General features: G+C 58.4%; 14 protein-coding genes. 9 read left to right on the top strand and 5 right to left on the bottom strand.

Features of this window, described 5'->3' with window-relative positions; translation table 11 throughout:
• Window positions 1-53 precede the first annotated feature (53 nt).
• The gene (locus AC0Z5Z_RS03795) at window positions 54-269 is read right to left on the bottom strand and encodes a hypothetical protein (RefSeq protein ID WP_252876435.1); all 216 of its coding nucleotides are present in this window, start codon (window positions 267-269) and stop codon (window positions 54-56) included.
• On the opposite strand from AC0Z5Z_RS03795, the gene AC0Z5Z_RS03790 reads away from it, so the two are divergent.
• From AC0Z5Z_RS03790 to AC0Z5Z_RS03750, 9 genes are all read left to right on the top strand, one after another.
• Window positions 268-624 (top strand): hypothetical protein, encoded by a 357-nt coding sequence (locus AC0Z5Z_RS03790; protein WP_485610706.1) that lies wholly within the window; start codon window positions 268-270, stop codon window positions 622-624. The genes AC0Z5Z_RS03795 and AC0Z5Z_RS03790 overlap by 2 nt on opposite strands.
• 519 nt (window positions 625-1,143) lie before the next feature.
• On the top strand, window positions 1,144-2,331 hold the full coding sequence (locus tag AC0Z5Z_RS03785; RefSeq protein WP_485610705.1) for a YcaO-like family protein: 1,188 nt from the start codon (window positions 1,144-1,146) through the stop codon (window positions 2,329-2,331).
• Window positions 2,332-2,357: 26 nt separating this feature from the next.
• Window positions 2,358-4,064, top strand: coding sequence for an ATP-binding cassette domain-containing protein (locus AC0Z5Z_RS03780; protein WP_485610704.1), 1,707 nt, complete (start codon window positions 2,358-2,360; stop codon window positions 4,062-4,064).
• Between the two features lie 167 nt (window positions 4,065-4,231).
• Window positions 4,232-5,191: an AAA family ATPase gene (locus tag AC0Z5Z_RS03775; protein WP_007913915.1), complete on the top strand. Its 960-nt coding sequence runs from the start codon at window positions 4,232-4,234 to the stop codon at window positions 5,189-5,191.
• Window positions 5,192-5,196: 5 nt separating this feature from the next.
• The gene (locus AC0Z5Z_RS03770; RefSeq protein WP_016774988.1) at window positions 5,197-6,141 is read left to right on the top strand and encodes a DUF58 domain-containing protein; all 945 of its coding nucleotides are present in this window, start codon (window positions 5,197-5,199) and stop codon (window positions 6,139-6,141) included.
• Complete coding sequence (locus tag AC0Z5Z_RS03765) at window positions 6,138-6,635, top strand: DUF4381 domain-containing protein (protein WP_042606790.1); 498 nt, start codon at window positions 6,138-6,140, stop codon at window positions 6,633-6,635. The genes AC0Z5Z_RS03770 and AC0Z5Z_RS03765 overlap by 4 nt, the downstream gene beginning before the upstream one ends.
• The gene (locus AC0Z5Z_RS03760; RefSeq protein WP_252876438.1) at window positions 6,628-7,707 is read left to right on the top strand and encodes a vWA domain-containing protein; all 1,080 of its coding nucleotides are present in this window, start codon (window positions 6,628-6,630) and stop codon (window positions 7,705-7,707) included. The genes AC0Z5Z_RS03765 and AC0Z5Z_RS03760 overlap by 8 nt, the downstream gene beginning before the upstream one ends.
• Window positions 7,704-9,440, top strand: a complete 1,737-nt coding sequence (locus AC0Z5Z_RS03755) for a vWA domain-containing protein (RefSeq protein ID WP_056789457.1) — start codon at window positions 7,704-7,706, stop codon at window positions 9,438-9,440. Before AC0Z5Z_RS03760 ends, AC0Z5Z_RS03755 begins: the two co-directional genes overlap by 4 nt.
• The gene (locus AC0Z5Z_RS03750) at window positions 9,437-11,068 is read left to right on the top strand and encodes a BatD family protein (RefSeq protein ID WP_252876439.1); all 1,632 of its coding nucleotides are present in this window, start codon (window positions 9,437-9,439) and stop codon (window positions 11,066-11,068) included. Before AC0Z5Z_RS03755 ends, AC0Z5Z_RS03750 begins: the two co-directional genes overlap by 4 nt.
• A 9-nt stretch (window positions 11,069-11,077) precedes the next feature.
• Here the strand turns inward: AC0Z5Z_RS03750 and AC0Z5Z_RS03745 are convergent, their stop codons facing one another.
• The 4 genes from AC0Z5Z_RS03745 to AC0Z5Z_RS03730 form a co-directional block, all read right to left on the bottom strand.
• Entirely contained in the window at window positions 11,078-11,398 is a 321-nt protein-coding gene (locus AC0Z5Z_RS03745; protein ID WP_151550880.1) for a hypothetical protein, read from the bottom strand.
• A 3-nt stretch (window positions 11,399-11,401) separates the two neighbouring features.
• The gene (locus AC0Z5Z_RS03740) at window positions 11,402-11,803 is read right to left on the bottom strand and encodes a hypothetical protein (protein WP_252876440.1); all 402 of its coding nucleotides are present in this window, start codon (window positions 11,801-11,803) and stop codon (window positions 11,402-11,404) included.
• A 132-nt stretch (window positions 11,804-11,935) separates the two neighbouring features.
• Entirely contained in the window at window positions 11,936-12,274 is a 339-nt protein-coding gene (gene imm45 / locus AC0Z5Z_RS03735; protein WP_252876441.1) for an Imm45 family immunity protein, read from the bottom strand.
• The gene (locus AC0Z5Z_RS03730) at window positions 12,274-25,221 is read right to left on the bottom strand and encodes a hemagglutinin repeat-containing protein (protein WP_485610703.1); all 12,948 of its coding nucleotides are present in this window, start codon (window positions 25,219-25,221) and stop codon (window positions 12,274-12,276) included. Before AC0Z5Z_RS03730 ends, imm45 begins: the two co-directional genes overlap by 1 nt.
• Between the last annotated feature and the right edge of the window lie 278 nt (window positions 25,222-25,499).

Raw genomic sequence — 25,499 nt, 5'->3', positions numbered from 1 at the left:
GTAACGCACTCCGTTGCGCAAGAGCGGCGAAACTAACGGCAAAACGGTGGCGATCACAAGCGAAAAATCGCAATTTCGGGTGGATTTTGCGCATCCGGTAATTGCCTTACGCTGGCGTCGGATTTTCCCTTCTCGCTACTCGGAACCGGGCGACGGAAATGTCCTGCTTTGCGACTTTTTGCCGATGCAGGCAGCGCGAACGAGCAGAGACTGGCAAAATCGCGCCTTCGAACAGATTCACCGCCGCCACTGCCCAGGATTTCACCCATGCAAATGACCACCGCCCTACTGATCGTCAACCCGTGCGACGACGAAGAAGACAACATGGCCATGCTCTGCTGCCACAGCGACAAGGGTGAGATGTTCCTGATGAGCCGTTATCCGGATGAGGATGAGCTGGAGATCACCCTGGATGGCGAGCCGTCGACGCTTGACGGCGTGAAGGTCACGCTGACGTCGGAACTGCTGAAGATCGAGATTGCTGCGGCGGATGCCGATGCGTTGAATGGGGATGATGTGCTGGAGATCGCTTTCAACCCGGATATGGCGGATATGGAAGAGGTTGTTGAGACCTTGAAGAATATTCTCGATGGGACAGGAACTTTTGTAATTAATCTGGAATAACCAGGTCGGCTCGCATGACAAGATAAATGACGACGGCATTTGATCGCCCCTTATGCCATCGTCATTAATTCCACGCTGATCGATACCTCTACAAGCTCTAAACACCTGAAAACCATAATTCGCGCTAATTTTCCGCATAGAACGCCGCTGTGTTTAACAGCACGAAGCTCGATCCTACTACTCCTCAAGAAGTGCCCTACGCAATCATCGGAAGCCGTCTGATTGCGGGCCCACCCCTCCCTTGTTATTACTCGTTGCGCTTGCAAAAAAACATGCAAGCTCGGCGCACAAAAAAGTGCCGACAACGTGATATTCAATGGAGTCATATGTAATGGGTAGAAAACGTTCTGAAATAAACACCTTCGAGGATTTGCCTTATGGCTCGGGCCACTTTGAAGGTTTCCTGGCGACGGAACTGGACTTCTTCGCCTCACTGACCCGCTGACTCGGCCTCCCGATCAGCCAATCCTGAAAATGCCGAAAGTCGATCTTTCGGCATTCAAGCCTACGAGGCTCACCATGTCAGAGCGTGAGATTTCATCCAGCGAAGCGTTTGTCCGAATAAACAATGTTATTCAGACACTGGGTTTGAAAGCGCGAGTGCGCTATGTCGATGACGGTAATCTGGTCGCTACTGCCGAACTCTATAACGAATACGACACGCTGATTGAATCAGGCGCAGGCAAAGGTCCCGACGCGCTTGTAGGTGCACTTGCTGAAAGCCTTGAGCACTACGCGATGTTTCACGCCGAGCCGCCATTTTGCACAACGCTTGGTTGCAGTGACATCGCTTCGCAGAACGGGGTCGAGTCGGACGGCATTTTCACAAGTCTGCGAAAAAACATCGAGCCTCTACAGTGTCTGCAGCTTGCAGCACTCGACGGCTGCGCCGGGCTTTTTGTGCCATGCGCCCTGCTGTATCCGGTCAAAGATGAACGTAAAACAACGAGTCAACCGACGCGCTTTTTAAATCGCTACGCCTCTAACTCAGGAACTGCTTTCGGCTGCACGAAATCAGAAGCACTGCTGCACGGTACCCTGGAACTGATTGAGCGACACCTGTTGTCCCGGTTTTTCATGGCCGTCTGCAGACTGATACCTGCGATAGATCTCTACTCACCGTCGGCGCCCCTGCTTGCGCAAGCCCTGTTCAACAACTCATACGCGCTACGGGCTGCCGAAGCTTTGCAGATCATCATTATCAAAGACGAGTCAGAAGTTTATCTGGCGGTTGCATTCCCACGAACCGGCCCCGGCGACCGACATATATCCGCAATCGGCTCCGGCTGTTCTTTGGACATATTTATCGCCATCCAAAGAGCGGTAACGGAGCAATTCCAATCAAACGCCTTATACGACGCCAACGATGAAATCGCGGACCGAAAGGTACTTGATGTGCTTTGTCAATCCGAGAAACTGAAACAGCTGATAGACTTTGCACCCGTTAAAAACTTGAAACTCAATACCCTGGCGCCGCCAAAAAGCCTGCTTGCACTCTCTGTTCCTGAACAACTTGCCTTGCTCCGAAAAAACCTGAGCGGTATGAACAAAGTCCTATTGTTCAGAACAGTCATGGAGTACCCGGGGACCAACGTAGTTACCCAGACTTATATCCCGGGTCTCGACCGATTCAACATAATCAGAAATGGCCAACCCGTAGCTCCTCAGCACATTTTGCTCGGCACCAGGAGCACGCCAACGGCGTGATCCAAAACGACCACAGGCCCATACTCATGCAGACATTTATAAGAACAGCCTGCGAGAAACATCGACTCCTGCTGGTGATGACAATAGGCGCGACCATCACCCTGAAAATCCTGGCCCTGGCCCCTCCTTTGTTATTGGGCAAGATCGTCGATTCACTAAACGATGCCGATCACACAACGCTGCGTACGCTGCTTTTTTTCACCGCAGCTTTTACGCTGGCCGGTTGCATTCAGTCGATGACCACCCCCCTGCAAACGCTGCTGCTCTCAAAGCTCGTCCAGCGAATTGTCATGGATGCTTCCATCAATTGGATGGCGCGGTTGATGGGCAAGGATTTTTCCCAGTTTGGCACGTGGCGAGTAGGACACTTCATCAAGTCGGTCGAGCGCGGAATCACTGCCCACGAACAGTTGCTGATGTTCTTCGTCACTACGGGTTTTCCCCTGTGCCTGGAATTTCTTATTGTGGCCGGCGCATTCTGGTATATGGGCGGAGCCTGGGTTTTCTGCGCGCTAGCTGGCCTCGGTGGCTGTTATCTCTATGCAACTCACCGGATCATTCAATGGCGCAGAAAACACATCGATGCTGTTAATGACCAGGAGGATGAGCTGAGTGCAACCTTGGTCAATACTTTGAGGGCTGGTAAATCGATAAAACTGGAACGCGCCGAACGCACGGCCCTGCAACTCTTGAACCGAGCGTTTGAGCGCTACGCCAATGCTGCGGTGACCGTAGCAGGCTCGGGCGGACTGTTGAGCGCGGCGAAGATTTTGTTTATCAGCCTGTCCACCGGCGGTTTGTTGGCTTGGGGAGTCATGGATCAGACGTCCGGACAAGCAAGTATCAGCGTCGGTCAGTTGGTGGCCATTTCCTCTATTGCTGGTACGTTCCTGTTGAATGTATCGGCGCTGACCGAAGGCTATCGGGTGCTGGATCAATTTTCGGCTGATCAACGGCGACTCAAAGAATTACTTGCAACTGCTGACTTCGATAACGATCGCCGCAATGACTCTGATGCGTTGCATAACCTATCAACATTACGGCTCGAGCCCTGCGAGATCACCCATAACGGTGTTGCGCAGCTATCAATTGCCAGCCAGATCAGCTTCCGACAGGGCCAATCCGTTGCGATCATCGGGCCCAGCGGCGCTGGCAAATCGACGTTACTCGAAGCGCTGGCAGGACTGGATTTTTCGGTGCGGCCCCGGCTGTTCATCGACGAGCTGTGCATAGATCGCTTAAATGCTCGCGTTCATCTGGAAACGGTGCGTTACAGCCCCCAGTCTCCGCAGTTCTTGGAAGGAAGTTTTGAACAGTCCGTACTTTTCGGTGTTGAGCAGTCGAAAACATTGAACGAGGCAATTCAATGCCTCCAGCTTGATGAAATCATTGGCCGAGGTCACATCGCTGAAAACGCCACCAATATCTCCGGAGGTGAAGCGAAGCGGCTTTCGTTGCTGCGACTTCTGAATCGACCGGGCAAATTCAATCTGTTTGATGAGCCGAGTGCTTCGATTGAACCGAAACTCGCTACACCAGTGTGGGATTTGCTATTCAAGACATTCGCTGGACAGGGCCTTATATGTGTCACCCATGATGTTGAACATCTCCATCGTTTTGACCGCGTGCTCGTCATGCAGCAAGGCGCCATCGTTGATGAAGGCAAATGGTTCGAACTGCTTGAGCGCCCCGCCATCAAGGTCATATTGCACAGCTTGCACACGCAGACCTGAATCGCAAAAACGTCCAGAAACGGCCCCACGCAGTGCAAACGAGGGCCGATACTGACAAATCGCGCAAATGCCGTTAGTCGCCGCCCCCCACGATGGATTAAAGTAACGCCCCCAGCCCCGGCGTTATCCGAACGCCCCGGCCACCCCCTTTCCAGGAACAGTCACCGATGGAACATCGTGAAGCGCTGCTGGCGCTGCGAACCTTTCTTTCAACGCAGATTCTCGGCCAGGAAAAACTCATCGAGCGTTTGCTCATCGCCCTGCTCGCCGACGGCCATATGCTGGTCGAGGGCGCTCCCGGTCTGGCCAAGACCAAAGCGATCAAAGAACTCGCCGAGGGCATCGAAGCCCAGTTCCATCGAATTCAGTTCACCCCCGACCTGCTGCCGGCTGACATCACCGGCACCGAAATCTACCGTCCGGAAACCGGCAGTTTCGTGTTCCAGCAAGGGCCGATCTTTCACAACCTGGTGCTCGCCGACGAAATCAACCGCGCGCCGGCCAAGGTGCAATCGGCCTTGCTCGAAGCGATGGCCGAGCGTCAGGTCAGCGTCGGGCGCAGCACCTATGAGCTGTCGCCGCTGTTTCTGGTGATGGCCACGCAGAACCCGATCGAACAGGAAGGCACCTATCCGTTGCCGGAAGCCCAGCTCGACCGTTTCCTCATGCACGTCAAGATCGGCTTCCCCGACGCCGCTGTCGAACGGCGCATCCTCCAGCAGGCGCGTGGCGAGGCGTTGAACGGCGAGACCAAGCCCGAGCGCCGGGTCAGCCAGCAGGCGATTTTCGCCGCGCGCAAGGAAATCCTTGGTTTGTACATGGCCGACGCCGTGGAGGAATACCTGGTGCAACTGGTCATGGCCACGCGCAACCCGGCCAAGTTTGATCCGGAAATGGCCGAATGGATCGCTTACGGTGCCAGTCCGCGCGGTTCGATTGCCCTCGATCGCTGCGCCCGCGCCCACGCTTGGCTGGCCGGTCGCGACTTCGTTAGCCCGGAAGACATTCAGGCCGTGCTGTTCGACGTGTTGCGCCACCGCATCATTCTGTCGTTCGAAGCCGAAGCCGCTGGCATCGATCAGGATCGCGTGGTGCAGCGGATTCTCGACGTCGTCGCCGTCGCTTGACCCCCATGAACGCCGCCCTGCCCTCCGAACCCGGTATCCGCATCAGCCTCGCCGAGCTGATCGAGATGCGTCACCGCGTGCGCGAGGTGCAACTGTTTTCTACGCCGAGTCAGCGCAGCCCGCTGATCGGCCTGCATCATTCGAAATTCCGTGGCCGTGGCGTCGACTTCGATCAGGTGCGGGTCTATCAGGCCGGTGACGACGTGCGCACCATCGACTGGCGCGTCACCGCGCGCACGCAGGAGCCGCATACCAAGCTGTTCCACGAAGAGCGCGAGCGACCGATTTTCATCATGGTCGAGCAAAGCACGCGGTTGTTTTTCGGCTCGGGGCTGATGTTCAAGTCGGTGCTGGCGGCGCAGGTCGCGGCGTTGATCGGCTGGGCCGCGCTGGGGCACAACGACCGCGTCGGCGGATTGGTGTTCGGCGACAACGAGCACTACGAAATCAAGCCTCGCCGGAGCAAGCAGAGCCTGCTGCAATTGCTCAACCGGCTGGTCAAGGTCAATCAGTCGCTGCACAGCGAGCGCGAGCCGGATCGCGATGCCTTCGGCGTGGCCCTTCGCCGCGCGCGGGAAGTGCTGCGCCCGGGCAGTCTGGCCATCGTTATTTGCGATGAGCGCGCGTTGTCCGACAGCGCCGAGCAGCAATTGAGTCTGCTGGCGCGGCATTGTGATCTCCTGATGTTGCCGCTGTCCGATCCACTCGATCACGCCCTGCCCGCCGCCGGCCTGCTGCGCTTCGCCGAACGTGGCGCGCAACTGGAGATCGACACGCTGAACTTCGACCTGCGCCAGACCTACCGCGCCCAGGCCGAAGCGCGCATCGCTCGCTGGGAGCTGCTCGCACAAAAGCTGCGGGTGTTGCTGATGCCGCTGAGCACGCAGAGCGAAATGGTCGAGCAGATGCGCGAGTTCCTTAACCCGCAGCGTCCGGGGAAAGGTCGATGAACGGCCTCGAACAACTGCAACCGCTGATCTCGCCGCCGCCGATCGCCTTCTGGCCGCCGGCGCCCGGCTGGTGGCTGCTGCTTCTGCTGTTGCCGCTGCTGGGTTTTGCCGTGTGGAAGCTGCGCCGCTTCATTCCGATGAAGAAACGCCCGGTGGTGCGCGCCGAGCAGCCGCTGGATCCGGTGCGCATCGCCGCGCTCGCCGAACTGGCGCAAATGCCCAAACCCTACGACGGTGCACCAGCCGGCGCTTGGCTGCAACAACTCAACGGCCTGCTCAAACGCCTGTGCCGCAACCACTATCCGTACAGCCAGAGCCACACCCTCAACGGCCGCAAATGGCTGGCCTTCCTCGATAACCGCTGCCCCGCTGCCGGCCTGACGCGCTGGATGGTGCTGGTTGAAGGCGCGTACAAACCGGAATGCAAACTCGACGACAAAGCCATCGCCGGCCTGACCCAAGCGGTCGACACGTGGATTCGCAAACATGTTTGAGTTCGCCTGGCCTTGGATCTTTGTGCTGTTGCCGCTGCCGTGGCTGATGCGTCTGATCCTGCCGGTGGCCGACAGCGGCGAGCCGGCATTGAAAGTCAGTTTCCTCGCCGACCTCGAAGGCCTCGCCCGCCGCCGCGCCCGCGCCAACTTGCCGGCGTGGCGGCAGCAGGCGCCGTTTATCTTGCTGTGGCTGATCTTGCTGATCGCCGCCGCGCGCCCGCAATGGCTCGGCGAACCGCTGCCGATTGCCGCCAGTGGCCGTGATCTGCTGGTGGCGGTGGACGTGTCCGGTTCGATGGATTTTCCCGACATGCAATGGCAGGACGAAGAAGTCAGTCGTCTGTCGCTGGTGCAGCACTTGCTCGGCGATTTCCTCGAAAGCCGCGACGGCGATCGCGTCGGTCTGATCCTGTTCGGCAGTCAGGCCTACCTGCAAGCGCCGCTGACCTTCGATCGGCGCACCGTGCGCGTCTGGCTCGACGAGGCGCGGATCGGCATCGCTGGCAAAAACACCGCGATCGGCGATGCCATCGGTCTGGCCCTGAAACGCCTGCGTCTGCGCCCGGCGCAAAGTCGCGTGCTGATTCTGGTCACCGACGGCGCCAACAACGGCGGCGAAATCAATCCGCTGACCGCCGCAAAACTGGCCGCCAGCGAAGGCGTCAGAATCTATCCGATCGGCATCGGCGCCAATCCCGAGGACAGCGGCTCGACCGGCCTGCTCGGGGTCAATCCGAGCCTCGATCTGGATGAGCCGGCACTCAAGGCCATCGCCGAAATCACCGGCGGCCAGTACTTCCGCGCCCATGACGGCAAAGAGCTGCAAGCGATCAAGGACACCCTCGATCAGCTCGAACCGGTGACTCAGCAACCGACTCAGGCACGCCCGGCGCAAGCCTTGTATCACTGGCCGCTGGCGCTGGCGCTGTGGTTGAGTCTGTTGCTGGTCGTCCGCGAACTGTGGCCGGACAATCCGCTGCTACGCCTGTTTACCAAACAACTGTATTTACAAAGTCCGCTGCCGGACTGGCGTGAGCGCTTGCAGCGTTTGCGCCTGCGGAGGCGCCGATGATCGCGCTCTGGCCGCACTGGTTCCGCCCTTGGTGGCTGCTGCTGTTGCCGCTGCTCGGCTGGCTGCTCTGGCAACTCTGGCACCGGCAGAAACGCGCCGGGCGCTGGCAGATGATTCTGCCGCCGGCATTTCACGCTGCGCTGCTCAGTGGCGGCAGCGGTCGCCAGAGCAAACTGCCGTGGATCGCCCTAGGCGTGGCGTGGTTGCTGACCATTCTGGCCTTGCTCGGGCCGAGCTGGGAGCGCGTCGAACAGACCAGCCAGAAACCCGCCGATCCGCTGGTAGTCGTGCTCGAACTGACCCCGGAGATGCTCGCCACCGACTCGCCGCCGACGCGTCTGGAACAGGCGCGGCGCAAGCTGTTCGACCTGTTGCAGGCGCGCAGCGATGCGCAGACCGCCATCGTCGTTTATGCCGGCAGCGCGCACACGCTGGTGCCGCTGTCGGATGATCTGGCAACCAGTCGCAACCTGCTCGACGCGCTCAAGCCATCGCTGATGCCGGAAGCCGGCCACCGCGCCGATCTGGCCGTGGACGAGGCGCTGGCGTTGCTCAAGCAAGGTGCGCTGGGACAGGGACGGATTCTGTTGATCGGTTCGTCGCTCAATGAAGAGGAACGGCGCGGCATTCGCCGTGCGCTCAATGGCGAGTCCACGCAACTGCTGATGCTCGGCATCGGCACCGCTGAAGGTGCGCCGATTGCCCAGGAAGACGGCAGTTTCCTCAAGGACGAGCAAGGCGCGATCCGCGTGCCGCAACTCGACAGCCCTGGTCTCGCGACTTTCCTCAACAGCGTGGGCGGCGAGTATCACCCGGCGCGTCTTGACGAAGCTGATCTTGGCGCTCTTGGCCTGCTCAACGGCCCGCGCAGCCTGCGCGACGACGGCCAGACCGTGCGCTTGGATACTTGGGCCGATCAGGGTTACTGGCTGCTGTTGCCGTTGCTGTTGCTGGCTGCGTGTGCCGGGCGCCGTGGCTGGCTGTTCTGCCTGCCGCTGCTGTGGTGCCTGCCGCAACCGAGCTACGCTTTCGACTTCGAAGACTTGTGGTTGCGACCCGACCAGCAAGGTTTGCACCTGCTCAAGCAGAAACGCCCGGCCGAAGCCGCGCAGCATTTTGACGATCATCAATGGCAAGGGGTGGCGTTGTACGAGGCCGGCGACTACAGTGGCGCCGCTCAGCGTTTTGCCGAGGGCAGCGATGCCCGCGCCCACTACAATCGTGGCAACGCCCTGGCCAAAAGCGGTGAGCTGGAAGCAGCAATCGACGCCTACGAACAGGCGCTGGAACTGCAACCGGATCTGCGTCCGGCGCAGACCAACAAGGCGCTGGTGGAAAACCTGCTGAAGCAGAAAAACGCCCCGCCGCCGCCCGAACCGGACAACCAGCCGAACGAACAAAGTCTGCCCGGCGATGAGCCATCGCCCACTACCGCGCCCCCTCCGGCGGTGAGCAGTGAAACCCAGAGCGAGGCGCAACCGGCCGAGTCGGCCAGCGAACCGCCGCCAACCGCCCCGCCGCTGCCCGGCCCCAATGAAATCCCCGGCAGCAACGAGGAAGAGGAAACCGACACGGTGCCGACCCTGCGCCCGAGCGAGAACAACCTCGAAGGCGAGCAGCGTCAGGCGCTCGAACAATGGCTGGGCAAGATCCCGGACGACCCGGGCGAACTGCTCAGGCGCAAATTCTGGTACGAACAGCAACAACATCAGGATCAGGAAAACAATCGATGACCCGCTTCACCGCTCTCTTGCTGCCCCTGCTGATCTGCACGGCCACCGCTCAGGCGGCCGAGCTGACCGCCAGCGTGGATCGCAGTCGCCTGAACTCCGGCGAGACGGTCGAGCTCACCCTCGAAACTGACGACGTCACCCAGTTCGGCAAGCCCGATCTGTCGGCGCTGGAAGCGCTGTTCGAAGTGCGCGGCACGCGCCAGGTCAACCAGCTCAACACCCTCAACGGCGACAACCGCGCGACCACACGCTGGATCATCACCCTGCTGCCGAAAGAAAACGGCAGCGTCGTGATTCCGCCGCTGCAACTGGGCGAAGCACAGAGCCAGCCGATCACCGTGCAGGTGATCGCCAGCGACAACCGCGAAGACAACAACAGCCTCGATCCGGTGTTCATCGAAGCCAGCCTCGACCAGACCAGCGTCTACGTGCAGGCCCAGGCCATCCTGACTTTGCGCATTTATCACTCGGTTTCGCTGTACGACGACAGCAGCCTGAGCCCGCTGCAAATCGCCGATGCGCGCATCGAGCAGCTCGGCGACACGCGCACCTACGAGAAAGACATCAATGGCCTGCGCCACGGCGTGATCGAGATGCGCTACGCGATCTATCCGCAACACAGCGGTCTGCTGACAATCGCCCCGCAGACGTTCAGCGCCACGCTGGTCGATACCGCACCATCAGCAGACGCCTCGGGGCCGAAACCCGGCAAACTGATGCGCGTCAGCTCGGCGTCGATTCCGCTGACGGTCAAACCGAAACCGCTGACCTACCCGGTCGATGCACCATGGCTGCCGGCGCGCAACCTCAGCCTCAGCGAAAGCTGGAGCCCGGAACCGGATCACACTCAGGTCGGCGATTCCCTCACCCGCAGCCTGACCCTGAAAGTCGAAGGCCTCGCCAGCTCGCAACTGCCAGCCCTGCCCGCCACCGACGTCAACGGCCTGCGCCGCTACCCCGACCAACCGGTGCTGAGCAACCAGAGCAGCGACCGCGGGATCATCGGCAGCCGCGAAGAACGCGAAGCCCTGGTGCCAAGCCGCAGCGGCGCGATCGACCTGCCAACCGTCGACGTGGTCTGGTGGAACACCTTCGAAGACCACCTCGAACACAGCAGCCTGCCCGCGCGCACCCTGCAAGTGGCGAACAACCCCAGCCTGCAGATCGACACCCCGGCCGGCACCCTGCAACCGAGTACGCCCGACAACGACACCCTGTGGTGGTGGAAACTCAGCACCCTGATCCTCGCCTGCACCACTCTGCTCGGCTTCGGCCTCTGGTGGCGCGCCCGCTGGCAACCGGCAATCCACCGCGCCGCCCAAACCGGCCCGAGCCCACGCACCCTGCTAGACGACATCAAACGAGCCAGCCAGGCCAACGACCCCCACGCCACCCGCCAGGCGTTGGATGCGTGGGCGCGGCAACAGCCGGAGACACTGGCAGATATGGCCGCGCGGTTTGTGCCGTTATCGGACGCGTTGGATGGGCTGAACGGCGCGCTGTACAGCGAGACCGGGCAGCATTGGCAGGGTGAGGATTTGTGGCGGGCGATTCGAACGATTCCGGCGGCGGAACGGGTGCAGGATCCGGTGGGTGATAGTGGATTGCCGCCGCTTTATCCGAAGTAGATTTTGCTTTTAGATTGTGTCGCGAGTTTGATAATCGAATTTCATCTTTACTTGTTCGCCTTCGCGAGAAGACAGGACAAAGCATGTCCAAGGCTCGCCACGCGCGACTGCGTTCTCGTGCAGTTTTTCTACAAGCGCATAGACCTTCGAATGATTGAAATCAGTTTCAGCGTCCCAAATTTCGGAGCCATGTATTTCGACGGCGAGGTCGGACTCCATATAATTCCCTCCCCATTCGACACTGTACCGGAACGCGTCATAACCATGAACGACGCCTGATTCGATCAATTGGAAAATTTCCTGGACGATTTTAATGTCCTCAGTGGTCAATCTTCATTTCCCGTGGAAGAACCCATTTACCCTACTCCGTTGAGAAAGAAATAGATTGCGCACGGTTTCCATGTCCGCCTGAACGGCTTTCAGTTCCTCGCCATCGGCTCCCGCCTCAACCAGACTCTCTGGGCTGCACTGTTCGTACGTAAGGGTCAAAATATCCAACATGTCTGATGCGTAAAGGCTGTCCCCCAACTTCAAACCATGTCGGCTACCTTCCATATAAATGGCGGTTTGCAAAATTGCGTTCGGGCCGGGTGCGTCTTTGCGCATCAAGCGTTCCAGCTCATCCTGAGCATAGGCAAAAGCTTGCTCCGGACGAAACCCAAGCTCCTCCATCGCATGAAAATACAGCCCTTTGGCCATGGCTTTGGCCTGATTGAACAAGCTTTCAACCCGCATTTCTGTTCCCCCGGCGATTCCACCTGCTATCCAAAAATGAGGGCAGATTTATTTCCTTAAATAACTCTGCTCGCCATTTCCATGTCCCATATCCGACTTCTTTCGCATTTCTGCGCTTCTTCTAAAGAATGTCTAGCGAGTTGTCAGCTCCGTTGGCACCTCTATCGAATCAAACAAATAAACATCTTCAACTGAGCAGTCTGGATATATCCATTTCTCCCAATTCGAAATAACCCACTCCCTTGAAATTCCGTGTTCATCGGATGCGCAGCTTTCCAATGGCAAGTGCACCAATACCAAGCCTGATTTATTCCCGGAAGCCACCACCAGTGAATGGCCAAAGCTATCATCTGGTATATCGACCACCATGAAATCCACTATTGACTCATACGGCCAACTGGCAGGCACCCGAAAAACTTGCCCCCTGGCAATAACGGAATCTGAGCATTCGACAAGTTTGATACTATTCATCACTTCATCCTCAAATCATGTTTACCCGAGTCATCTTTAGATTTAGGAACAGGTATCAAATCAAACTGCACCTCTCCTTGATGTTTCCCTCGGCTATTCACCTGTTCCAACCTACCGTGCTGACTGTCAACTGCGTAAAAATATCCATCGGATCCAGCATAAACATCTCTGCCATTCAATTTCGTCAGGAAATTGTCTTTAGGCCAACCCAGGGAATCGGCTAACTCCCTTGCTCTGGTTTTTACAATTGCGACTCGTTCACCTGAAGGGAGGGTAACCAAAGACTTCTCAAATTCCGACGCAGACTGCCCCCACGGCAGGCTATAAACGTTCCCCAACGAAGGGTTTTCTACGATAGGCGTCGTGTACGTACCGTCTCCCGTCTCAACGACAGGGCTTCCGCCCGTGTCGGTGGGCAAAGAGGGCTGCATCACGAAACCGCCGATGCTTACAGGATGCAGGGTGTCAGTATCTACGGCTGGATTCGTCAATATTCCATATTTTGGGTCCAGTAGCGTGACCGGGAAGGTCGTACCCAGCATTAATGCCCACAATTCAGCCGAAATGGATAACTGCTGAGATCCGCTATAACCCGCCTCACCGGCAGACGCAACTAGCGCATTAACTGCATCTCGTGTGTTCTCCTGATTTTTTGTTCCGGCGGCAGCCGTAAGAAGCATTGTCCCTAACGCTGCAATTGCACCACCAGCCAAAGCCAAGGGCACAAAATTCAATCTTTCTGGATGAGGATCTTGCAAGCGTCTGAGCAGAACGAGCATGCCAAGAGCCTTGTCAGGATCGCTACCGGCAATTTGAGTAATGCGGTCTATCAACGCTTGAGTTTCGGGACTGTTATCACCATTGGTCATGTTTTTGATTGCAGCATTGACTGCGACCGCTCGAGCCCCCTCATTTTTACTATTTAACTGCCTTACAAAAACACGAAGAAGTGTGACCTGATCAGCAACCTCAAAACCCCGACCACTTAAGATGTTCACCGCACCAAAGAGCAGATCGGTCAGTGAGTTCAACGCCTCAAGACTATTTTCCCCGTACTTCTCGACATCCATTTTCCATTTTTCAAGCGTTTGTTTCGGATTCATCACCGCCTTGACTGAAGAGCTACTCACATACAGATCAGTACGGTGTTCCTCATCTCGAGTGACTTCGTAAGCCTGATTCAGATCTCGATTTAGGCCAAGCGTCGAGTCCTGCCCAGTATCCTTGTCATTACGTACTGTGATAGCGCCGGCACCCACGGTTGCCCGGAGGATCTGCTCGCGATCCTTTTCGTAGTTGTAACCCTCAACCGCCCAACTGGTACTCCCTTGGCCTTCCATACCCTTATTAGGCTTATCTGCCTGAGAACCGCTACTTGAGCCATAGCTACCACTTACATTCAAGTAGTAACCGTGTTCATTATCCTCCCCGGTGATATTACGAAACCCCAGCGTGTCGGTATCTAACTTCAGGTTCCCGTTCTCGGCGGACAAGACTGCCCCATCGATCTGAGTGTGCTTCTCGGTGCGTATATCCACCTTACTCTTGCCGCTGATTACAGTCTGACTTTCAACCCAATTAGTCTGACCTGTCGTTCGCCCGTAACCTACCGAACCGCTTGCTCCGTAGAAGGAACCTGTAATACTAAGATCGAGCTCCTTTCCATTGACCTTTCCAGTATCAGGCACAGAGATGACCGTTAGATCACGACCGACCTCACCAATTACTTCATCTGCGCGGAGTGTGGCACCGGCAATAGTGGTGTCACGGCCACTTTCAAAGTTCAGACTATTCCCTGCGTACAAATAGGCTTCTTGTTGATGAACACCATCGCGTTTCAGATTTCCTGTTCCGTAACTCGCACTTCCGTAGATTCCGAAGCCATCCTTCCCCGCAATCAGTCCTCCCTCGGCACCCCAGTTCCGACGGGTATTTTCGCTATTGGATACATTCTGGGCAGATAGGATTTTTAGATCGTTAGCGGCCTTGAGCGTGATATTCCGGTCGGCGTCAACCTCGGCGCCGACCAGAGTAAGGTCATTTTTGGCATCCAGTTTGACGCTACCACCTGCGTTAAGGCGGGTAACCGTGGACGTCCCCTGACTCGACTCGTCCTTCGCTCCGGAATTACTGACTCCCACACCAATTTTAAACCCGCCGGTCGTTCCGCCCTTGAGGCCGCCCTTGCTCTGCGTATTACTGCCGTCACTGCTATCATCGCCATGCGCAACATCGAACGTAATATTGCGCCCAGTAACATTGATATCGCGGCCCGATTCGAACTGGCTGCCTCTCACATTGATGTCGTTGCCGGCGTCAAGAATAATGTCATTCCCCGCACCCAGACTGGATGGACGCTTCGTCAGGGAAGTATGTGTATTAGTTTGACTAGTGCTTGATGCCCCGAGGTGCCCATCAAATTTTGGGCCGCTGAAAAAATTATCCAGAGTATCAACACTTTTTAAAACACTTGACCCCTTGCTGACCCTATCTTCACCTTTGCCGGTACCTTTAAGTCCGTTGATCGTATTGCCGATATTATAAGCAATAGTTGTCGTAGTACCGTTGCGTTTTACGCTGTTTTGACGGGTAACTTCATTAGTTTCATCTGCCGCGTCAATATTGATATCTCGGCCGGCTTTCACCCTGATATCGTTATCCGCCAGCAGGCCAGACCCTTGCTGATTGATATCACGATCCGCATTAATTTTTACATCGTGCCCCGCTTTGATATAGCTGCCTGCCGCCGTTCGGGCGGTTCTATTGATACCTTCCTTGATCGTTTCATCACCCACGAACGTGGTAAAGCCATTACTATCAATATCCTGCTTGATACCGTAACTTTTATTCGTTTCCCAACTATTACTACGTTGTTGATTTGCTCCCGCAAGAATATTCACATCACGACCAGCATCCAACGACGCGTTTCGTTCGGCGTTGATTCCGCTTCCAATGATATTAATATCTCGTGCGGACTTCAGGCTCACATCGCGGCCTGCATTGACTTGGCTGCCAACACTCGTGGACGTCGCGACTTCACGCCCACCTTTGTGTGACGCAATCGCGGTTATATCAGCGCCGGCGCCAGGTGTGCCGGCAAAGAGGCCAATGGTGTCCTTGAGCGACAAGCCGATCTTTTTCTTGAATGCTTCTGCACGACTGAAGGCCTCATCCTCACCCGCCGCGAGACTGATATCGCCTGACTGATCAATCAATCCAGCATGCAGTTCGGCGTCGTTTTCGGCATTGACTACGCTGGCATTCATTCGCACATCGTGACCGGCTACGACCACTACGTCGTGCCCGGCCGCCATGGAACTTCCAATCTGAGTCACGTTTGTCTGGAGTTGACTGCTTCCGCTTTTCGACATACCAAACAACCCGGTTTTTGTCTTTTTGCTGTAAGCACCGCTCTCCTCGATACCGGCAAGCATCGCCACATCGTTGCTTGCACCCACGACCAGATCATTACCTGCCTTGAGTTGGCTGCCTATGGTCGTTACGTTACGCCCCCCATTCAAACTGACGCTACCATCCTCTTCTTTGGTGGTATTGACTGTCAGATTTCGCCCAGCCTCAATCACCGAGGCAACGTTCTCGCTTTCATAACTTTCCGACTGAGTGGTTTTGCTTCGTCCGAACGAACCCTTTTTCTTCTTGTAGTAATAAGACGAACTCTCATCCTTCGCCGAAGCTACGGTGATGTCCTGTTCTGCATCGAGGCTGATGTCCTCGGTCGCTTTGATGCGGCTGGCAATGATGCCCAGGTCGTTGCCGGCGTTCAGCGCGATGTCGCGACCGGCGTTCAACACTGATGATTGCTGCGTGATGCTGTGAGTTTCGTTCGCGCGTTTTTTGCTGCGTGAAACGTAGTCGCTCTCGTCGGCGGCCGAGGTGATGACGATGTCATTGCCCGAATCGACGCTGAGATCGCGCTTGGCATCCAGCCGACTGGCCACGATTGCAACGTCGCGATCGGCACTGATCGACAGATCCCGTCCGGACGTTACTTCGGCGCCGTGCTGGGTGATGCTCTGATTGAGGAAACTGGTACCGCGCGCATTCGTGCTCCGGTTCTGGACCGAAGTGATATTGACGTCGCGATCCGCATCAAGCGTCATGTCCTGACCGCTTATGAGCACACCGCCGATGTTATTGATATCGAGGCCGGCCTTGATCGTCAGATCGTTGGCTGCTTCGATTCGCGCGGCGTTGTCCAAGTAGTCACGATGGATCACGTTGCCACCCCGGCTGACATCTACGCTGTTGACGTCGCGCTGGTTGATCACGCTGCCGTTGGTGGCTGTCAGGCTGACATTCTTGCCGGAAATGATGCCGCCGGACTTGTTGATGATGTCGTTGCCGGCCTTGAGCGTCAGGCGCTCGCCCGCTTCGATCAAGCCGCTGTTGGTGAGGTCATTGCCTGCTTCTGCCCAGAGGTTGTTCGAGGCGCGCAGCGTACCCGCGTTATCGAGGTTGCCGCCGGCGATCAGGGTCACGTCTCCACCTTGAATCAGTGCCCCATTTGGCGCCAACCGGTTATTGGCCTGCGCCAGATACAGCACCGGCACCAGCACTTTTTCGCCGTTCACTTCGTGCTCTTCGAGCCAGACGATGTCATGGGTCAGTGCTGCCACTTGCTGCGCGGTCAAGGTGACGCCCATCGACAGGTTGAGCTGGTCCTTGCTGGCGATGGCGTTGTTCATCAGGTACTTGAACATCGCTTCGTCAGAGGTCTGGCCGTCGATGAAGCGCTGACCAGTACGGGCGACCACGGCCTGCTGCACCAAGCGTTGTTCAAACAGGCCGTCGCCCAAGCGCTTGGCGCTGGTGTCGGGGTCGTAGCCGAGCTTCTGCAGCAGGTAATCCGAACTCTCGAATTTTTTCAGGTCGGTGAGTACTGGATTGGTTTCGATCAGGTATTTGTGTGGGTTGGAGCGCACGCTGGTGTCGGGCAGACCCTGTACGAGTGGCACGTCAAAGGAAACATTGCCACGATCAGGCGCTGAAACCCGAACAAGTCCGCCGCTCTCGGCGGCATTGACGCTGATCATTGCGGTCTTGTCGTTGAGATTCAGCGACTGACGATCAGCCAGTGCCAGTTCACGGTTTTTCACCGAGACCGGGGCGTCGTCGTCGATCTTGAACTCGGTAGCATGTCGGACCGGCATCCCGCCCGCGTGTGTCGAGGGTGCGGCGCTGATAGAGCTGATCTTCCAGCCTTCGGCGGCCACCATCGCCGGTTCGCTACCGTCCTTTTTGCTCAGACGGAACAGGCCGTTGTCGCCGCTCGGCAAGGTGAAGCCCGGCAAGGCCAGGGGGTTGACCTGCTGTTGGGCCAGGTCTGGAGGTAGCTGCGCGTTGATGCGAATGACGGTTGGCGTGACCTGGCCGGCCAGTTGGGTGGACCCCAGGCGCGATGCTCCCCCGACCGATGCGTTGCCGTTGCGAACGACGCCGTTGTCCAGTTTGTTGGTTGCGTTTATGTAGACGGTGCCGCCTGCCTGAACGACTGCGTTGGCATTTGTAGTCGGGCTGCGCTCAACGATGCTATCTCTGAAGAACGCTGCGTTCTTGACGGCGTCAGGTGCCTCTACTCGTACGCCGTCATTGTAATGGGGGGCTGGAATATAGAATTTGCCGTCGTAATCGAGATGGATTGAACCGAATGCGATATACCGATCAGCCTCACCACCGGACATACGACTGCGCACACGCGTCAACGATTCGACCTCATTGGCGTTCCAGACATGCAAGTTGGGTCTGGCAAATGCACCTTGTCCCGCGATATAGCCGAGCGCTCCGGAATCGTAATCCGGATCGTTAGCCGCGTTATAGCTCAGAACTTCTTCCCAGAATCTCGGGCCCTTGGGAGCATTGAACCAACGGGTAACGGTGTATTCACCTACAGACGCCCCTTGGTTGGTGAAGTTCTGCACATTAAGTGTCAGATTGCTGCCCGCACTGACCGCGGAGGCGTTGTTTAAAAACTCGCGGCCAATGCCAGTTAAGTTTCGGCCCGCCGTCAAAGTGCCCGAAGCTGAATCTCGAACAATGGTTGACTTGTAGTTTTCAACCCACACCATGTGACTCGGGGATGCATCTCCTTGACTGAAGTCACCGAAAGAAATACAGCTATAGCACCGAACGCCAATCGCTCCGGAAATCAGACCTCCTCCCGCAGCCACTTCAAATACATCCTTGCGATTCTCGATGCGTTCCGCCGCCAGACTCAGATCACCCACACTTTCGATGGTCGCCGAAATGTTATTGATCGAAGAGCTCCAGCCGTTGCTGTCGTCGCGGGCAATACTGATATTGCCCATGCCATAGATGTCGGCGTAACGGTTGGTAAGCGACCCGACGCGCAGGTTCATGTCACGGCCGCTGAAGATCAGACCGTTCTCGTTGAGCAATGAATCACTGGTGATCCGCAGATTGCCAGCGCTGCCCAACGTCCCGTTGTTGACCAGCGACGCGGCATTAACGGTCAGGCTGTCGGCGGAAGTGAGCCGGCCCAGATTGGACAGGGTGCCACGGCTGGTGACCGTGGCGGTCGATGCACCGGTGATGCTCGCCACGCTGCTCAAATCGATGCGCGAAGCCAGCAGCCCCAGATCGCCGACACTGCTCACCCGCCCATTACCGCCGTAAGTCCCACTCAACTGAATATCAAGCCCGCCATCACTGGCAATCAACCCCTCGTTCGTCCAGTTCCCGCCACGCCCCACCAACTGATTCGAAGCCAGCAATTGCCCACTGGCCGTCTGCACAAAATTGCCGACATTCAGCGTCAAGCGCCCCGCCTGAATCACGCTGCTGTTGGTCCAGCTGTCCGCGTTCAGGGTCAGGCCGCCACGGGTCACCAGTGAGCCGCCGGCGTTCATTACGTTAGTGGTGGAGATGCCGAATTCACCGAGGCCGACATGGGTTACCGTGCCGCCGGCGTTGAGCAAGCTCGGTGCGGCGAGGGAGAAGTCGGTGTTGGCGGTTTCCATCAGGCCGTTGCGGTTGTCGAACTGGCTGCCGATCTGGAAATCGGTTTTGCCGCTGCCGCCGAGGGCGCGTAGTTTGCCGCTCTGGTTGTTGAGGTTGGCGGCGCGAATCGCCAAGGTGCTGGCGCTTTCAATCAGGCCGCCGTTGTTGGCGAGATTACCGCCGAGGCCAATGTCGATGAGGCTGCCGCTGACCTGGCCGGCCGTGTTGTTCATCGAGCCGGCGATGACGTTCACCTGGCCGCGGGCATAGATGCCGCCGCCGCTGTTGTCGAGGGCGTTGCCGCCGGCATTGAGCAGGATGTCGCCGCTGTTGGCGGCGATGCGCCCGCCGTCGCTGTAGATGCCGCCCAGTGCGCGCAGGTCGAGGCGACTGCCTTCGATCTTGCCTGACTGACCGTTGCGCAGGACACCGGTCAGACGGGTTTGCAGCAGACCTTTGAGGCTCGACAGCACGCCGCCTCGGCTGTCGAGGCTGGCGGCAGTGAGGTTCAGGTCGCCGTTCTGCGCAATGATCTTGCCGCCCTGGTTGTCGATTGCGCCGTTGCCCGTGTTGACGGTTAGCGCGGTCATGCTTTGCACCGCGCCGCCGGCGTTGTTCAGAGCGGCTGCGGTGAGGATGGCGTCGGCGCCGCCGCTGGAAATCAGGCCATCGCCGTCGTTGCGCAGCAGGCCGCCGGCGGTGAGATTCAGTTGGCCGCTGGCGGCGATGGTGCCGCGCTGGCTGTTGTTCAGATCGCCGCTGGTGAGCAGGCTCAGCAGGCTCTGGCTGATCATCTGGCCGCCACGGTTGTCGATGCTGGTCGAACGCGTCAGCACCAGCGGCCCGGTGCTGCCGAGCGCGCCGTTGACATTGGTCAGCGCACCGAGCAGGTCGAGTGTGACGCGGCCGTCGCCGACCAGGCTGCCGCCGTTGTTGTTCAACGCACCGCCGGTGAAGGTCAGGGCTTTTTTCGCATTCAGGTTACCCGAGGCGTTGTTCAGGCTCGCCGCCCGGATATCGAGGGCGTCGGCGCTTTTGATCAAACCACCGGAGGCGTTGTTGAGTTCGCCGCCGAGCACGGTCAGGGTTTGCTTGCCGTCGCTGGTCAGTGTGCCGGCGCTGTTGTTGAGGCTGGCGGCCTTGATGTAAAGCTCGCCCTTGCTGCCGACGCCTCCTTGGGTGTGGTTGATCAGCGCGCCGCTGAGGTCAATGCTGACATTGCCGAGCTGGCTGGAGATCGCGCCGCCGAGGCTGTTATCGATAGTGCCGCCGGCCAGGGTCACGCCGGTCCAGCCAGAGACCAGTCCGCCCTGATTTTTCAGCTCCGCCGCCGTGAGGGTCAGTTGCTGATTGCTGATCAGATTGCCGCCGCGATTGTCCAGACTGTTGGCGTTGAGGCTGAAGCTGTTGACGCTGGAAATTTCACCTTTCTGGTTGTTCAGGTCACGCAGGGTGGCGATGCTCAGCACGCCTTTGCTGTTGATCACGCCGTCCTGGTTATTGAGGTCGCGCAGGTGCGCAATGCTCAGCGCGCCTTTGCTGCTGATCACCCCGCCCTGGTTGTTGAGGTCCTGCGCGGTGGCGCCGAGGTCGATGGCAAGGCCAGCGGCACCCACCAGCGTGCCCTCCTCGTTGTTCAGGCCGGTGCTGTTGAGGGTCAGTTGTTGCGCGGCGCGGATGCTGCCTTTGTTGTGGTTGTCGAGCAGGCCATCGACGGTCACCGAGATATCGCTGTCACTGAGCAATACGCCGCCATCGCTGTTGTCGAGACTGGCCGCGCGAACCTGCAACGCTGCTGCCGCGATCGTGCCTTTGATCGAAGTCAGAGCCTTGTCGAGGGTCAGGCTCAGTTTCTGATTGCTCAACACTTGGCCGCCGCTGTTGTCCAGCGATTTGGCGATCAGTTCAAAGGCCTGCTCGCTGGAAATCTCGCCGCCACGGTTGTTCACCTCAGCGAGATTTTTCAGCAGCAACTGTCCCGGCGCAGTGATTACCCCGCCCTGGTTGTTCAGCGCACCACCGTGCAGGTCGACGCTGACGCTGGCGTGGCTGCTGAACAGCTTGCCGCCCTGCTGATCGAGGCCCTGAACATCTGCGATCAGCGCATTGCCAGCGCCGAGGCTGCCAGCCGTGTTGGTCACTTTGCCGGCGCTCAACTCAAGCTGATCGGCGGCGTAAATACTCGCCTGACTGTTATGGAGTTCGCCGGTAGTGATGTGCAGATTGCTTTTGCTGCTGATCACGCCTTTCTGCTGGTTGTCCAGCGCGCTGCTGGTGAGCGTCAACGCTGCATCGGTCAACAACTGGCCGCCCCGGTTGCTGACCGCACCGCGTGTGTCGACGCTGAGCGCTTTGGCGCTGGACAGCGTACCGCCATCGTTATTGAGATTTTGCGCATCGATCGCCAGCGCACCTTCGCTGAACAGACTGCCCTGCGCGTTGTTCAGCTCGCCAGAGAGGGTAATCGCGAGGTCTTGTTGCGTGGTCAGGCGAGCGCTGTTTTCCAGACTTTTGCCGACCAGCGTCAGGCCGGTAGCGCCGGACAGCACGCCGTTGTTGCGGTTGATCACCTCGTTGACGGTCAACGCCAGATTGCCGCCCGCCAGCATGTAGCCGCTGTCGCTGTTGTCGAGCCAGGCACCGATCAGGCTCACGCCGGCCTTGCTCGACAGTTCACCGCTGCGGTTGTCGACACGGTCGACGACCAGTTGCAGCGCTTGGGTCGAACCGACCAGGCCCTCGCGACGGTTATCCAGACGCGCCGCCGTGAGCGTCAGGCCCTCGTCGGCGATGACCACGCCAGCCTGGTTGTCGAACAGATCAGTGACGGTGAAATCGACCGCGCCACGCCCACGAATCTCACCGCCGCTGTTGTCGAGGCTGGCGCTGCGCGCTTGGAGGCCAGCAGAGGCGATCAGGCCTTTCACGTTGCTCAGCGCACGGTCGATGACCAGGGTGAGTTTTTCATTGCTGAGCAGCTTGCCGCCGTCATTGTTCAGGCTTTGCGCGCTCAGATTCCAGGCTTTGGCAGCGGAGATTTCCCCGGCGCTGTTGTTCACATCCTTGAGATTTTTCAGCAGCAGTTGGCCCGGCGTATGAATGTTGCCGCGCTGGTTATCGAGCAGGCCATTGTTGAGGTCCAGGGTCAGATCGCCGTTGCTGAACAGCTCGCCGCCGTCCTGCTGCAGCGAGGTGACGGAAGCCTGCAGGGTTTTCTGGCTGCCGATAATCCCGCCGGAGTTATCCAGATGCGCGGTGGTCAGCAGCAGCGTGCCGTCCGTGGCGAGGCTGCCGCCCTGCCGGTTCTTGAACTCACCGGTGGTCAGGGTCGAATCGGCCTTGGCACTGAAGATGCCGTCGTCGCTGTTATCGAGACTGCCGCTGGTGAAGGTCAGGCCCTTTTGCGAGGCGATCAGCCCGCCCTGATTCTGCACCCCGGCGACGCTGGTCAGTGCCATCGCTTCCAGGCTCGACAGCTTGCCCAGGCGATTGTCGAGGCTGCCGAGATTCAGGGTCATCTGCCCTTCACTGCTGATCAGGCCTTGCTGGTTGTCGAGGGCATTGTCGAAGGTCAGGTCCAGTGTGTTCTGGCTGACGATCCGCCCCCCCACATTGCTCAAACCGATGCCGCTGAGCGTCGCCGCGCCTTTGCTGAAAATCAGGCCATTGGTGGCGTTGATGATCTGCGCGACTTTCAGGCCCAGCGTGGTGTCGGACAGCACCTTGCCGCCCTCGCTGTTGTCCAGGCGTGCGCCATTGATATGCAGGTCGAGTTGACTGGAAAGCGTACTGGCGCGGTTGTCGATCTGGTCGACATTGACGGTCAGGGTCTTGAGCGACCCGACCAGGCTGTCCTGGCGGCTGTTGAGGGTTTTGCCGGTGAGTTTCAGATTGCCTTCGGCAACCAGTTCGCCGGTTTGCTGAGTCAGGTTGTCGATGCTGGCGTCGATATCGCCCTTGCCGGAAATCCGTCCGGCATCGTTGGTGACATCCCGGGCTTTGAGGCTCAACAGTCCGGTCGAGGTCAGCAAACCGCCGTTGCTGTTGTTCAGCGTGCTGCCTTCGAAGGTCAGCGCTGCCTTGCTCTCGGCGCGGCCCTTGTCGCGGTTATCCAGATTATCGATCAGCAGCGTCGTCGCTTTGTCGGCGCGCAAAACACCCGCACGGTTGTCGGTGGTCGCGCTGCTGACGGTCAGGGTGTCGAGACCGGAAATCTTGCCGGCGCGGTTATCCAGGCGCGTGGCCTGCACGTCCATCGCACCGTTGGCCTGGATCAGGCCCTTGTTCTGGTTGTTCAACTGGTCGCTGATGCGCGTGGTCAGTGTGCCTTCGCTGGTCAGCTGGCCTTGCTGGCTGTTGTCCAGTTGTTGCGCTTTGATCGCTACGGCCTGTTTCGCGCCGATCCGTCCGGTGCGATTGTTGATGGCGCCGAGGGCGGTGATGTCGAGCAAACGGCCAGCGGTGATCAGTCCGGCGACGTTGTCCAGCGAGGTGACCATGAGCACTACGTCACTCTGGCTGCCAAGTTCACCGTTGCTGTTGATCAACTGACCGATGTTGCCGGTGAGTTTGCCATTGCTGGTGAGCGTGCCTTGATTGTTCAGCACCTGATTGGCAGTGAGGGTCAGGCTGTTGTTGCCCAGCACTTTGCCGGCGTTGCGGTTGTCCAGCGTGCCGGCGGTGATGCTCGTGGTCTGGCCACTGAGCAGGCCATTCTGGTTGTTGAGGGTTTGCGCGGCGTTGACGGTCAGGTTGCGGCTGGCGCTGAGGCTCTTGCCACTGTTGTTCAGATTCTGTGCGCGAAGGCTCAAATCACCGTTGCTGTTACGGCTGCCGTCAGCATTGACGCCGGCTTCGATGGCGCCGGCATTGGTCAGTTGCCCACCGGCGCTGAGCACCACGCTGTCGCGGGCGGCCAAGGTCTGGCGGTTGGTCAGGTTGCCTTGGGTCTGTACGTTGAGCGACGTGCCGGCGTAAACCGGAGCTTGCGCGTCGAGGCTGGCAGCCTTGACGTTGACCGCGCCGGTAGCCGAGGTGTCGGCCAGGCTCAGTTGCCCGTTCGCATCAAGCTGAATATCGCCGCCGCTGGCGATCAGTTTGCCGTCGAGTTTCACCCCCACGCCGGCCTCGGTGCCGACCAGTTTGATCGCCCCGGCGTACATGCCGCCGAGGGCCGAGGAGTCGATGGCCAGTTGCGGTTTGGCGCTGCCGTCGTCGGCGCGGGCAGTGGCGTTGAGGGTGTCGGCGTTGACGTCGTTGCGACCGGCGACGATGGTCAGGTTCTGCGCTTGAATCTGCGCATTGATCTTGGCGCTGCGGGTGATGATTTCGAAACGGTCGATATTGGTCGCGTTGATGCCCGCGCCTTCGATAGCCACGCTGCCCTGATCGACCTGAATGCGATCCAGCCGACCGTTTTCCAGCACTGGTTTACCGGTAGTCAGCGTCACCCGTGGTGCGTTGATGAAACCGCAGCCATTGCAGGTGATGCCGTAGGGGTTGGCGACGATGACCCGCGCCGACTGCCCGGCCACTTCGGTGTAACCGCGCAACTGACTCGGGTTGCCGCTGATGACTTCGTTGAGAATCGCCTGCGCCGAACCGCTGTTTTTCAGGTTCGGGTTGCCGACGACATGCCCGCCCAATTGCGTGTACGTGGTCTGCGCCGCGCCGTTGTTGAGGATGACGCCCTGTGCGCCGACGTTGTAGTCGTGGAACTGGTTGTGCGACAGGCCGCTGGCGTTGGGCGTGGCGATGTTGACGATCGGCACGCCGTTGCCGGCACGGTCCAGCGTGGTATTCGGGTTGGCCACGACGATGCCGTCGGCTTGCGCCCACAGCGGTTGCCAGAACATGACGTTGGCCAGCAGGAAGGCCAGTCCGCGCTTCGGCATGCCGAGGAACTGCTCGCGTTTGGCCGTAGCGGCAGAAGGCTGGCGAGCGAGGAATGCGTACTGGCGAACGTCCATGTGAAGATCCTGCAACGGGCAATAATCGGTCTGATCAGGTGCCATGCTCCGCAGGTAAGCGGCGCGGATGAGCGCAAAGAGTCGCTGGCATCCCTGCAATAGCGCACTAGTATCAAAATAGTGGCGCGATATTAGATGGCCACTATTTTGGCGTCAATTAATGGATGCGTTGAAAAATCGATTTCGATGAGCGGTACGGCTCAAATCCGTAGGCAATGAGCTTGTTAACGGATCTATTTATCAGCGTAGGTTTGCGAGCGCGGGTACGCCTTCAGGGT

This window comes from Pseudomonas sp. 1L-E-NC-VB-C3 (genome assembly GCF_057291535.1).
Note: the sequence above shows the minus strand (reverse complement) of the source record. Positions and strands in the feature narration are given on the sequence as shown.